This window comes from Bordetella genomosp. 13, from assembly GCF_007679965.1.
Classification (GTDB): Bacteria; Pseudomonadota; Gammaproteobacteria; order Burkholderiales; family Burkholderiaceae_B; genus Bordetella.
Window position 1 is genome coordinate 747,826 of the sequence record NZ_VEHL01000001.1, and the last position, 12,811, is coordinate 760,636.

A 12,811-nucleotide genomic window follows, 5' to 3' on the forward strand; every position below is an offset into this window, starting at 1 on the left:
GGCTGGGAGCTGAGAATAAGGCAAACAATGGGAATAAATGGGGTAAATACGCATTTAATACCCCTTTTTGCGATTGGCAAAGCAGGAAGCCAACAGGAATGGCAGTGGGTACAAAAACGCTTCGAGCGGCTGAGCCCGCATCGCTAGCTGCTCAGCGGACTGAATGAAACCAAAGGTTTCCGAAAATTAGGGAAGTCACATGGATATGTGCATCGAAAATCTGCGTCGCGCGCTGCTCGATGGAGTATTTGTCTAGGAGGCTGTCGGACCTGGGAGTCGGCGGCTGCAAAATGGCCGCAGTGGCCCCAAGTCCGACAGATTTCGAGGATCACGTCTCCCGACCGATGATTTCGACGTAGCCGATCAGTTCCGCCGAGTAGCTGCCGTCGCCATTTGCGGCTCCCTTGTGCTTCAGCTCACGCTGCAAGGTCGGCTCAACTGCTCTGGCGAATAGATCAATCCGCTGTTCTGGTTGGAATGTCGGTGTGGCTGGCGGTGCTTGCAGGTATTTTTCGCACAGGCGCTCGACTGCCGGAATGCGCGTGCCGTCCTGCTTGACGGCAATGGGCTGCACCACGACGCGGCGTTCTCCTTTGCCAGCGGATGTTTCAACCATCCACAGCGACAGCAGAACCGGCTCGTCCACGTCGCCCGATGCGGCAATGCCGACTTCTTCCGGTGGCACGCTGCGCCAGCGCCCCAGCTCCTCCTGTACCAACGGATGATCCAGACCCATCAGTTGCAGATTGTCCTGGTTGGTCGCGGCTTCGCGGCTCAAGGTGAAGCGGGCTTGACACGTGCCTTCCTCCGTGACGAGGTCGCAGGTCGCATCGTCCACCTTGACCAGTTTCTGCTGGCGATCCGCGACCGCCGCCGAGAGAAAGCGCACCAGTCGATCCAGACTGGACGACACATCCGAGAAGGGCTTGTAGTCGTCGAGGCTGAAGCCGTCGAGGTCTTGGAACAGGTCGAACACCACCTGCCGCGCCTCGCGGGAGTTCGACAGCGCCGCCTCCAGCTCCACCTGCGTGCGCTTCAGTTCCGGGTCGGACAGAGCCTCCTGATAGAGGCGGTCGTAGTTCAACCGTTCCGACAACTGCCCAAGAATTTGCGCGCGCAGGTCTTCGGCCACGTTGCCCTGGTCATCCACCTTGCCGACCGTGCGCGCGATCTCGGTCAGCTTCTCGTCGAGCAGCAGGAAAATGCGGCCCTCGATGGTGTCCGACAGCACGAGGTTATAGACCTGCGCGGTGTCGCGCTGACCGTAGCGATGGATGCGCCCGATGCGCTGCTCCATGTCCATCGGGTTCCATGGCAGGTCGAAGTTGAACAAAACGCGCGCGAACTGCAGGTTGATACCTTCGCGCCCGGCCGCCGTGCAGACCAGTACGCGCGGGCCATCCTTCAGGCGGAAGCGCCGGTCCGCCGCCACCTTCGCGCCGTGGTCTCCACCGCGCAGCACGGCAACGCCCTGGCCGGGGAAGGTCTGCTCTATCTCGCGGGCGATCATGTCCACCGTGCCGAGGTAGGTGGCGAAGATCACGATCTTCTCGTTGGGGTTCTGCCGCCACAGCGTGCCCAAACCGTCGAGCAACTTCTGCATCTTGGTTTCGCGCTCCGCCGGAAACAGGCGCAACAAGTCGCCAATGCGCAGGCGTTCCTCGGGTAGATGCAGGTTCACCACCGCCGACGCGGCTTCTTCCGCGTGTGTGGCCGAATACTCGCTGCCGTAGGGATCGGAGGCCATCTCCAGCGCCTCTTCGTCCAGCTTCTTCACCAACCGATACTTCAGGTCGGCCAGCACACGATCCACCTCGCTGCGCCCGACGCTGTCTCGGGCCAGGCCAAATTCCTCGTGGATCAGCTCCCGCGCCTCCTCGGTCAGGCGTTCACGGCCCTCGATGTCTAGTTCCTTGTCGCGGAGGAAGGCTTCGTGCAGCGTCAGCATCAGCAGGCGGCGCTTGAGCGTGCGGCGTACGGCGGCGAAGCTCGACGCTGCGATCTTCTGGAAGATCGCCATCAGGAAGCCCAGCGCCCGCCCTTGGTTGCCTTGACGGCGCGCAAGGTCGAAGCCATCCTCCAGGTACTCGCGCAGCTTCTCGTAAAACAGCCGCTCGGCTTGGTTCATCACGAAGGATTCGGTGTGAACCCAGCGGCGTGCGAACAGCGGCGAGCCATCCGGCTGGCAGGCATCGGCCTTGGTGCGGCGGAACATCACCGTGTTAAGCCGGTGCCGTTCTTCCAGCATCTCCTCGGGGCTGCGGAACAGCGTTGGGTTCAGCAATTGCACCAGCATCCAGAACTGGAAGTGATTGCCCTGATGCGGCGTGGCCGACAGCAGCACGAGGTCGCGGGAATGATCCTTCAGCGCCTCGGCCAGCTTGTAGTTTTCTGTCTTGCGCACCTTGCCGCCGGTGCGGTAGGCGGTCAGGTGATGCGCTTCGTCAAACACCACCAGATCCCAGTGCGGCGCATCCAGCAGGCGCTTGATGCGCACTGGACGCTTCAGGGTGTCGATGCTGGCGATCAGCCGGTCGTGCTTGGCGAAGGCATTGGTTTTGCGATCGGTGATGTCGCCCTCGGAGCCAAATACCTCGAAGTCGAGGTTGAACACCTCGTTCAATTCCCGGTGCCAGTTGTTCACAAGGCCAGCAGGCACCACCATCAGCGCGCGGGTCAATTCGCCTCGGCTAGCCAGCTCGCGCAGGATCAGCGCGGTTTCGATGGTTTTGCCAAGGCCCACCTCGTCGGCGATCAGGTAGCGCCGGGGTGAGGCGGTGGCGATGCGGTGCGTCAGCACCACCTGATGCGGCAGCAGGTCGATCTTGGCCGAGGTCAGCGCCGAGGCGCTTTCCATCACAGGTAGCGCGTGCGCCTCGTAGGACAACCATGCCTTGCGCGACCGCTCCGTGCCGCCATTCACAGCACGCAGAATGCGCTCGGTGCGCGTGAGTTCGCGCCGTAGCGACGCCACCGGCACGCGTCGTTCGCCGACGCCGAAGAACGCACGCAAATAGCCATCACGCGCCGAGTCGAGCACAACGCCTTGGCCGTACTCGTGGTGGGTGATGCGCTCGCCAGAACGGAAGGCGCTTTCGGCTTCAATCTCAGCCATTGCGATCATCCAGCTCTTTCAACGCACGCGAGAATCTGTCCTCATGAGGGTCGTTCTCGACAGCTTTCTCGAAAGCGCGGCGAACTTCCGGCAAAGCTGCTTTGTTCCAACGCAGTACCCGTCCCAAGTCATACCAAGCCCAAGCATGGCGCGCGCGCGGTGCATCCATCTGCACCACGCGCTGCAGCATTTCACGAGCTTCATCCAGCAGCCTCTTATAGGCAGCGCTGCTTTGGGATCGTTGCCCTGGCCGTGCCTCTCCTGCAAGTTTCATTTTTACTTGGGCGAACTCGTGCAATGCTTTGGCATCTTGAAGAACAGCATTTCCCGCCAACTGAAAATAGCGATGCGCCTTCTTTAAACGTCCGGCACGCTTCTCTTGTATTGCTGCATCAAAGGCATCTGCTACGGCATCCAGTTCTGGCAAACGATTCAGCCAGGCAACGGCTTCCTTCTGTTTCCCTGCATCGAGCCAAGCGGAGGCAATGAGTGTTATCAACGATGCGCCGTTTGCTGTTGGATTACTCGTTTTAAACTGCTGATAGATCGTTTCTGCTCCATGAATATCTCCCTTGGACACCAGTTCCTTCGCCAATTCCGCAGCCACGCCAAGCGTGGAGGGATTGGCCTTGTAGGCATCTTGCAGGCGCAATAACGCCCCCTGCGCATCACCAGTCGCCCGCAGATGAGCAACATCTTGGAGCGCCAGAATCGCTTGATACTCTGGATGCACGGGCAGCGTGACGCGGAAATAACTTCTCGCCTCATCAAAGTCGAATCGCGGCGGTGGAGAGCCGTTCTGTTCCATCGTTCTTCTGACCTTGGGAATACCCGTTCCGCGCCCCTCGGCCAGCCTAAGCTCTTTCAAAAGCTCTCCAATGCGGCGATTGCGGGCGGGCACAGGCGGTAAAGGCGCAGAGCCATCCAGATGCTTGATCTCGACACCCGGCACTGGCCCCGGATAGCTGATAATCTCCATCCGGTCGGGGTAAAGGTAGACCTTCACCGGCTCTTGGACGCCCTCATACGAACGGTGATAGACTGCATTCACCAGGGCTTCGCGCAAGGCCAATGAGGGGTAACTAACCCAATGACCCGCCTGGGTTCGCCCAGGCAGCTTCTGGATCATACGAACAGACAGTCCCTCCAGATAGGCAAGGCATTCCCGAAGCTGCTCCTGCACGGGGCGCTTGTTGAATACTTTTTCTTCCAGCACGTTGCCACTGGAATCCCCTGCGAACTGCACGACCTCTATCCGCGCACCAGGAAACCACTGTTCAGGATTCTGGCTGAAAAATAGCAGCCCGACATTGCGCGGGGCATCGTGCCCATTCACCGGGTCTGCAATGCGCAGCGCTCGGTAAAGCGCCTTAGTATCGGGTTCATCCACCAAACCGCTACCGATGTCATTCAAAAACTCGCGCACCTTGGTTTCACGAATATCAAGCACGCTAGCTTGCAACGCACGCCGGTCATCGAAAGGCACTCGCGCCGTCAACTGCATGAGCTGGATTTTCAGTTCCGGTTGCCTTTCCGCATCTACTGTTTCCGATCCCAGACGGATGTAGAACTTTCTGGATGCACCTTTCTCGACAGACTCCGGCGCTTGATGTGGTCGTGCTTGGCTGCCGGGTGCCCAAATCGCCAAAATCCGCTGCCCTCCATGAGTTTCTGGCGAGAGGACCGGTTGATATACAGGATCAATGACGTTGCAGCGCCCTCGTATCCATTTCTGAGCATCTTCAATTTCTTTTTCTGAAAGACCTTCGGCCGGCAAAATTGCCGCGCCAGCCTGTTCAGCAACACCAATGACGATGTAACCACCGTTCAAATTCTGAAAATCGTTGGCAAATGCACAGATCGTCCGAATGACTTGGGAGCCTGTGGTCCTTTCGTCCCAGGATGCCTTGAACTCAACGCGAGCGGATTCGACGCCTTGCAGGCGCAATAAATCATCGACGTTGATGGGGAGTATGGAAGACATAGCGTCATCCTTCATGTAATTCGTAGATGGAAAAGACCCGCAGGCCTGCCTCCGTCGCGCAGCAGAATTTCCTGCGGGTACTCATTGGCTTGGCCCCACAGAATGCGTCCAAGGTCGATCTGGTGCCCGTGGGGCGTGTGGCATAGCCAGCTCACCTCATCGGTGGCGGCATTCGCCCTGATGCGGTTGTGGCCACCGGGCAGCCAGAACACCAACGCGCCATCGCTTCCCCATTCGTCCTGAAACGACAGCACGGCAGGCTTGATGGTGTCAGCCAGCCACGTTTCGGCATCCGTTGGCGTCAGTAGATCGAGGCTGCCATCCAGTCCGGCGACCACCAGCGTTCTGCCTCCATTGCTCGGCAGGTCGTCGGGCCATTGCCCTGTGGCGCGCAAAAACTGGCGCAGGCTCCACACCTCGCTGGCCACGCAGATCTGGTTGCGGGCCTCTTCGTCCCATACCCAACTGGTGCCGCGCACCTGCCAGACCGAGTCGCGCAGTTGTCTCATTGCCCGTACTCCCAATCGTCATCGAACAGCGAAGCCTGTTGGGGCCTCGGAGCTTGGCTGGCTTGCCAAGTAGTGAAAATCGTCACCGCGCGCGAGGCTGCGTTGCGGGTGGTTTGATCCGGGCCGTTCTTTTGCAGCCACTCCAGCAGCGGCTTGAGCGCGACATGTGGCTTGAAGTTTTCATTCTTTAGCGTGTCCGAAGCATTAATACCACTGCCATCCACGCAAGCCCCGATCAGCACCAGCGCTTGATCGAAATCGGAGGTGAGCTTGCGCTTGTGCCTGCCTTGCCATTCACGGGCGAAGTCCAGCGGCGCAGTGCGTGTGAAGACTTTCTTCACCTCGCTGCACCAGCCGCGCTGCACGAAGTCATCCGGCGTGGTGATGCTGCCGCGCAGGAACTTCTGCAACTGGTCGCGCTTCAGCTCAGTGGCCGCGCCGAACGTGCGCAGGAATTGGCGCGTCATGGGTTCGGCGTTGACCGGCGGCGGTTCCGCACTCTTGTTGGCATCCTCGTCGATCAACTGATTGATACCGATCAGGGCTTCGCGGACTGAGATGGTACGGCCTTCATCCACATACACCTTGCCGTAGTGGCGCGAGAAGTATTCCAGCGCCTTGCCGCGCCGGATGACCTGAATGTCAGCGGCGGGCAAGCCTTCCTTGGCGTGGTTTTCCAACGTCGCCTGCAACTGGCGAACGTCGGCCATCACCTCGCGGCGCATGCGGCCCCAGCTCACCGGCTTGGGTTCTTCGGTGCGTTTGCGGCAGACGTGGATGATGTCGTACTCGATGGTCTTTGAACCGAACTCGCCTTCGCCCTTGGTTTCGTCGGAGCGGATGGGATACGTCGCTTCAAGGTAGTAGCCCGCGTCGAACAGCGACTCCAGCACCGCCACCCACGGCTCATCTTCGCTGTGGTGGAAAGTGAAGGCCAGAATGCCGCTGGGTTTGAGCACGCGATGCGCTTCGCGCCAGCACTGCGTGAGCAGGCGCTGGTAGAAGCTATCCGGGTCTTCCGGTTCACGTGCGCGGTTGGCAACCGCCTCCAGCGACTTGGGCGTGTAATCGGCGCGGAAGTAGTCGGGGTACTTGTCCTTCAGCGCGAGGCGCAGCCAAACGTAGAAGAAATCCGCCAGCTCTGAGTAGTGCAGCAGGTCACCAAACGGAGGGTCAGTAATCACCAGGTCAACGGTTTCATCGCCGAGACTGTGAAGGTCTGTCGATGATGCACAAAGCACATCCGCTCCCAATACAGGGTCTCCCGTGCGGACCTTCTCGCTCTTTCCTGTAATTTGCCCCCCCAGAGCGGGATACGTTCGTCGCAGACTCTCTGCGTTGACAGCCTCCCAAGGCTCTGCACTCCACTCCGCGCCTTTTCTCAATACTTCGATAGTTGACAACCACGGGCCATAGCCCATCGGAGGGAAGACGCCAACTTCAATGACGTTGCTCTTCGGATGAAAGTTGTTGTTTGAAAGGGCAGGAGCCAACTTGTCCAGTTTGATGTGCCAGAACGAAAACATGTTCTGATTTCGTAGGTGGTTCTGGAATGCTCCGAGAACATATTCCCTAGTGGCCCAGTCATAAGCGCCTACATTCACGATTGCCTTGAGCAACTGGGCATGCACCAGCATCTGGCGTGCGTTGAACATATCTGACCAGTTCAAATAGCCGTGCTGCGGAAGCGGTTGGCGCTGGTGCGTCATGTGTCCAAACGGAATTGCGCTACGAGGCCAGTAGTCCTTCAAATCGGAGTCCTTACGCTCCTCCCATTCCTTGAGAGCTGTGTCGTACTGCTTAGCGAAGGCACTATCGGCAGCAGAAAAGAAGCGGCCTCCATAGGGTTTTCCTTCGGCATCGCGCTTGGGTGCATAACCCTGGACTGCGTAAATGTTTGATGGTGCCGTCTTCTTAGTTGCTTCAATGGCGGCGACGATAGGCTGCACAGTGCCACAAGCCGCGCACGCGAAGTTTGCAGGCTTTGGAACGGTGCCTTTCTCCGGCGCAAATGTGACGCCCATTTCCGGGTCGGTCACTTCATCCGGCAACACGCCGCGCACTTCCAACAAGCGAATATTCGCAGCGCGTGCCGCGTCCCATCGCGTGGTCGCCGCCACGTCGTCCTGCGCCGAACCGCCGTAGGGCTGGCCGTTCGCGTCCTGCTTGGCTTCGCCCGCCAACCATTGCGGATGCACCAGCAGGCTCAGTTCCACCTTTTTGTTTTTGCCCTTGCCGAGATTAGCCATCGCCGTGTAGCCGCAGTGCGGGCAGATCACGCCCTTCTTGCGGTCGAGCACGGAATACGGCGGTTCGGTGGGCGCAACGTAGAACGGCGCATCGGGTGCCATGCGCGCGGCTTCTTCCTCCACATCGAACGCCTCGCCGCACTTGCCGCAGGTGTGCTGCCACGATTTCACCGTCAGCGTCTTCACCGCCATCACCGGGCTGGTCATGATCGGCGTGCGATGACCGCAGCCTGTCACCTGACAAGGGCCGTGCTTGGCCCAGAAGGTGTAGATGATCTCCGGGCCTTCGTAGCGGTAGTCCTTGCGCTCGTCGCGCGGGATGGCGAGCGGATCGAAGTCGGCGGGCATCGCCTTGTTCGTAGGCAGATGCGTCCACTTGCCTTTTTCGCCCTGCGGGCCGTCGCAGTAGTAGTACGGCATGATCTGCGGCTTGACCTCGGCTTCGATGTCAGCAAGGAGCTTCTTCACTTCCTCCAGATCGACATTGGCGAGTTCCTGCCTGACCACGAACCATGCGACCGGGTTGAGGTCGTTGCCGATCATCTGCATGCCGAGGCGCGAGCCTTCCACCAACGTGGTGCCGCCGCCCATGAAGATGTCCGCCACCTTCAGGTGCTTGAATGCGCCTTTCTTCTGATGGTTGGCGTAGTAGTTGTCCCACACCAACTTGGCCGCGTGCGAAGGGTCGTCCGGCGCTTTGGTCGCCGCCGCGATCAGCATCGAGCGGAACACGCTGGAACGCCGCCGCGCCCACCATTTGGACATCTGGTAGATGGGCTTGCCCGCATTGCCTTCAATGATCGCCACCTGATTGACCGGCAGGATGGGGAAATCCACCTCCAGACAGGTCTTGGGGCGGTTGGGGTCGTTGAAGTCCACCGTTTCCAGCGCGACGGCCTTGCCCGCGCCCACGGCCTTGGCGACTTCTTGTGCGAGTAGTTCTTTCTTGGCGGCCATCAGCCACAATCCTTACTTGGTCAGCTCGACGAAAGGCGACAGCACTTCCAGCAGCGACAAGCCGCCATGAGTGAGCGTTGGATAGCCGCCTTGGCTGCGCCACTTCCTGCGGCCCAAGGCCAACAGGTGCGCGCCGTGGGGGCTGTTGATCTGCAATGCCACGGGCGGCACGAAGGGGCCGGTATCGCCTGTGCCCATCTTGCTGCGCGAGCTTCCGAACGCCTGCTTCAGGAACTGGCCCACCTCGCCATCCGCATCGGGAAAGTAGCCGGTGGCCGCGTAGCCGTGGTCAGAGGTGATGACCAACCGCCGCCTGGTGGCGAGACGTTCGACGAAACTCCAGAAGTCGTCGCTGCTCAGTTGCTCGGCAACGTCCTTTGTCAGCGGTTCCAGCCCTTGGCCTTGGCCCGCGATGTCGTGCAGCTTGGCGTCGGGCCAGTGGTGCCAGAAGATCTGGTTCGGCGCGCTGCCGATCAGGGCTTGGCAGTCCTTCCACGGCAAGTCCACGGTTTCGGTGTTGGCGGCTTGCAGTTTATGCGCGAGGCCGCCACCGTTGTTCTGAAGCCTGCTGCGGCTACTGAAGCCGAGCGCGCGGGCAAACTCATCAGTTTCGCCGGGCAGTTCGGATGCGCAGGCGGCGACCTCGTGCGTGGTGAAGCCATGTTCCTTAGCGCCCTGCAACAGCCACGGCAATTCGCGCAAAGACAGGCCGTCGAGGATCAACACCGCCTTGGCGCTGAAGGGCTCGGCCCACCAGCGCACCAAGCGATCCGAGGTGCGTTCGACGCTGTCACCGAAGGCTTGCCACAAATCCCAGCCGCTGGAGGAGAGGAATAAATCCAGTGCGCTGATCTCGCGGTCACGCCGGACGACCTCGCTGGGCGCATTGCCTGCGGCCAGTGGTTTACGAGCTATTTCGACGGCTTGCTCAACGATGACGCGCCAAGCATCGGCGTCGGAGCCTTGGGTCAGGGCCTGCAAGGCGCTGGCGGTCAGTGTCATCAGTCGTCCTCCTTCTCAAGGTTCAGCTCGAAGCTCATGCCTTCAGGCAGCTTTTTGAGCAGTTCCTTGAGCTGCGCGCCCGTGATCTGTGGGCCTTGGGCGGTGGACACCTTGATGGATACCTCCGCGACCTTGGTGGCGGGGCCAATGCCCCAGCCTTCGATCTTGCCGATCAGGTTGAGCGGCGATGTGGCCGGGTTCGACAGCGGCGTGCGCGGCTTGGTGGTGGTGCCATCGCCACCGAAGATGCCGCCAGGCGTGGGAGCGGGCGAACCACCCGGTGTGGGTTCGGACACGCCTGGCGCGGGGGCAGCGCTACCGGTCGGATATGCGTCAGCCGGCGGCGGCGCGGGTGGCGTGGTGCCACCCGTTGCGGGCACGGCCGAGGGCAGCATCACGAACACGTCGTCGAGGTGGCGGCCCGTGAGCGAAAGCTTGGGGCGCAGGCGCCGCCACGCGGCGTTCTCGTCCTCGCCCGGGTTCGTTTGCAGATACTCCATGCCGCGCACGTTGATAGCGACCTTGCCCTTGGCACACAAGCGTAGCAAGCGTTCCTTCATCGCCGTTTCGCCCAGCCACGGGATGCAGTCCTGCCCGGAAGGGCGTGGCTCTTGCAATTCACGCAGCAGCTTGCCGACCGATTCGTTGTTGCTGGCGTATTCGAACACTAGATCCTCGAAATCCTCCGGCACGAACAGGTCGCCGGTCAACGCCTCCTCGATGGCTTCGGGAATTTGCGAACCCTGCTTGTCGAGACGTTCGACGCTGAACTTGCATTGCGCGGGGTCGGCGAAGTTCCAGCGTTGCAGCACGGCAAAGCGGTCGAAGCGCTTCTTGAGGTTGTCGCGCAGGGTGTTCTCGAACTCCTTGTGCAGCCTCTTGTATTCGGGGTTCTGCCCGCCCCATTCCTGGGCCTTCATTTCGGCGCGGGCGAGGATGAGCAAGTCACGATCCATGAAGGAGTTGGTGCTGCCCGCACGCGGCAGCAGGAAGCGCACGGTGTTGCGACGCTTCTGCAACTGGTCTTTGAGCCAGCGGCCCAGCGTGGCGTCGAGCTTGTCGGCCTCCTCGGGCAGCACGAGGATGGGCAGGCGGTCATCCCACTTGTCGGGTTGCTCGGCTTCGTCGAGTGCCGTCCACGGATCGTTGACCCACGACTTCGGCAGGGCGATCACGCGGAAGGTTTTGACAACTTCGTCGCTGCCGCCGATGACGTAGCGCACCTGCTTGGCGAGCTGTGCCTGATCCCCGCTGTCGGCGAACAGTTTGTCGTTGCGGGCGTAGGCCATGAGCTTGGCGCGCGGGTTCTCCTCCTCGCGGAACAGCAGTTTGGTGCCATCCTGATGGATGTTGAAGCTGTTCTCGACGATGGTGGCCAGCTCGACCTGGAAGGCGTTGTCATCCACCGGCTTGTCACGGGTGATGTCCAGTTGCAGCGTGGCAGGTTCTGCTCCGGCGAGGTTGCCGACGGCAATCGAGCGCAGCCACAGCGCGCTGATGATTTCTTGCAGGTGTGGCGCGATGCTGGCGTGGTCATGCCGAGCCTCCTGCACCGAGATGATGTTCTGTTGTGCCTTTTCGCGCAGCGTGCGGTGGTGCTGGTTGGCGACCGCTTCGAGCAGCGCGCCGATACCTGAGGTGTCATCGTCCAGCCGGAAGTCTGCGGCAGTGAGCACCGGTACGGCCTCGCCACGGCTCTTGTAGAGGTTGGCGAGGATGCGGATCAGGTCGCGCGTTTCCTGCGCGTCGGTGGCGATGAGCACCTGTTCTTCGAGCAGGCGCAGCAGGTGCGGCGCGTAGGGCCACGATTCGGTGAATTCACGGCGCTTGCGCTCCTGTTCGGCGGAAGGCACATCGAGCAGCCGGAAGGATTCGGCGACGTGTTGCGCGACCAGCGATTCGATGGTGCCGCTGGCGATCTGTAAGCGGTTGTCGAACAGACGGTGCAGCAGCATTCGGCGACGATCCTGCTGGATGCGCTCGGCGCTGCCACCTGCCTTGAAGTCGATGGCGACCGGGTTAACGCGATGCACCTGCTGATAGGCGTCGCTGCCGCCGTTGCGCACCGAGATCACCAGCACCAGCAGGTCGGGCCGCTCCTTGGCGATCTCCGAAAGAATCTGGATGAAGTTGAACGCCCAGTTCTTCCACGGGTACTGCTTGGTGTTGGTCAGGCCGTCGTACCAAGTCTGGAACTCATCCAGCAGCAACATCGTCGGCTTGTTTTCCAGCAGTTCAATTATGAGCTTGTCGGACGGGATTTCCGTCTTGGATGTGCCTTGACCTTCCCATTTGCCTTTGATGTAGGTGCCGTGAGGGTGGTTCTCGAACAGCACATCCCACAGGAATTTGTAGCGGTGGCGATGCAGGCTCTCGCCGATGACGTGCATCCCGTCGCGCAGGGCGATCTTGCCGATGTTGGCATCGGCCAGCGTGGTGGACCATGCGTTGAGCCATGAGCTGGTCGAGGCGGGGTCAGTCACCGCGTGGTAGAGCGCGGCCATCAAGTGCGACTTGCCGAGGCCCCGTTCGCCGATCACAACCACGGGGCGACCTTGGCTGGGGCCGACGGCCTCGATGCCTTTCAGCAAATCGTGCGTCGGATAGGTGATCTCCAGAAACTGCTGGGCTGCGATCTGGGTTGCGCCCGTGTGCTGGTCGTTGGACAGCTCAATGGCCGTGCCCTTGAGGCGCTTGCCCCGGAACTCTTCTCGTAGTGTCAGGCCCAGCATTACTTCCGCACTCCATCGTTCGTTTGGCCATTGGCCGTGTCGTCACCCCCGCGCGCGGCGTCGAGCCCTTCCACCGACTGCTGCTTGATCCAGTTGTCAATGTCTACACGCGAGAACCGCCACGTCCCGCCAACTTTGAAGGCTGGGATCTTCTTGGCCCCGGCCAGCCTGTAGATCGTCCGCTCAGTGACCTTCAGGTAGTCAGCGACCTGCTTGACGGTAAGAATTTCGCCTTCGCTACTGTGTGTGGGCATGGTGGTGGC

7 protein-coding genes are annotated in these 12,811 nt (G+C 60.7%); all 7 read right to left on the reverse strand.

Translation table 11 applies throughout. The annotated features are described in order from the left end of the window. Positions 1–328 precede the first annotated feature (328 nt). From FS845_RS03470 to mads1, 7 genes are read right to left on the reverse strand one after another with little or no spacing between them, the layout of a single operon-like run. A complete protein-coding gene (locus FS845_RS03470) occupies positions 329–3,115 on the reverse strand; it encodes a DEAD/DEAH box helicase (RefSeq protein ID WP_186332138.1) in 2,787 nt (928 codons plus the stop codon). Further along, positions 3,108–5,099 (reverse strand): ATP-binding protein, encoded by a 1,992-nt coding sequence (locus tag FS845_RS03475; protein ID WP_186332139.1) that lies wholly within the window; start codon positions 5,097–5,099, stop codon positions 3,108–3,110. Before FS845_RS03475 ends, FS845_RS03470 begins: the two co-directional genes overlap by 8 nt. A gap of 11 nt (positions 5,100–5,110) precedes the next feature. Beyond that, on the reverse strand, positions 5,111–5,608 hold the full coding sequence (locus tag FS845_RS03480; protein ID WP_144630724.1) for a hypothetical protein: 498 nt from the start codon (positions 5,606–5,608) through the stop codon (positions 5,111–5,113). Then, the gene (locus FS845_RS03485) at positions 5,605–8,814 is read right to left on the reverse strand and encodes a DUF1156 domain-containing protein (RefSeq protein ID WP_144630725.1); all 3,210 of its coding nucleotides are present in this window, start codon (positions 8,812–8,814) and stop codon (positions 5,605–5,607) included. Before FS845_RS03485 ends, FS845_RS03480 begins: the two co-directional genes overlap by 4 nt. 12 nt (positions 8,815–8,826) lie before the next feature. Beyond that, positions 8,827–9,816: a hypothetical protein gene (locus FS845_RS03490; protein ID WP_144630726.1), complete on the reverse strand. Its 990-nt coding sequence runs from the start codon at positions 9,814–9,816 to the stop codon at positions 8,827–8,829. Continuing rightward, a complete protein-coding gene (locus tag FS845_RS03495; RefSeq protein WP_144630727.1) occupies positions 9,816–12,548 on the reverse strand; it encodes a DUF499 domain-containing protein in 2,733 nt (910 codons plus the stop codon). Before FS845_RS03495 ends, FS845_RS03490 begins: the two co-directional genes overlap by 1 nt. Next, on the reverse strand, positions 12,548–12,802 hold the full coding sequence (mads1, locus tag FS845_RS03500; protein WP_144631258.1) for a methylation-associated defense system helix-turn-helix domain-containing protein MAD1: 255 nt from the start codon (positions 12,800–12,802) through the stop codon (positions 12,548–12,550). Before mads1 ends, FS845_RS03495 begins: the two co-directional genes overlap by 1 nt. Positions 12,803–12,811 lie beyond the last annotated feature (9 nt).

What these genes read in the sequence shown, in the direction of transcription:
- FS845_RS03490 (WP_144630726.1), bottom strand. Translation starts at nt 9,816, where the DNA reads ATGACACTGACCGCCAGCGCCTTGCAGGCCCTGACCCAAGGCTCCGAC.
- FS845_RS03495 (WP_144630727.1), bottom strand. Translation starts at nt 12,548, where the DNA reads ATGCTGGGCCTGACACTACGAGAAGAGTTCCGGGGCAAGCGCCTCAAG.
- FS845_RS03470 (WP_186332138.1), bottom strand. Translation starts at nt 3,115, where the DNA reads ATGGCTGAGATTGAAGCCGAAAGCGCCTTCCGTTCTGGCGAGCGCATC.
- FS845_RS03485 (WP_144630725.1), bottom strand. Translation starts at nt 8,814, where the DNA reads ATGGCCGCCAAGAAAGAACTACTCGCACAAGAAGTCGCCAAGGCCGTG.
- FS845_RS03475 (WP_186332139.1), bottom strand. Translation starts at nt 5,099, where the DNA reads ATGTCTTCCATACTCCCCATCAACGTCGATGATTTATTGCGCCTGCAA.
- mads1 (WP_144631258.1), bottom strand. Translation starts at nt 12,802, where the DNA reads ATGCCCACACACAGTAGCGAAGGCGAAATTCTTACCGTCAAGCAGGTC.
- FS845_RS03480 (WP_144630724.1), bottom strand. Translation starts at nt 5,608, where the DNA reads ATGAGACAACTGCGCGACTCGGTCTGGCAGGTGCGCGGCACCAGTTGG.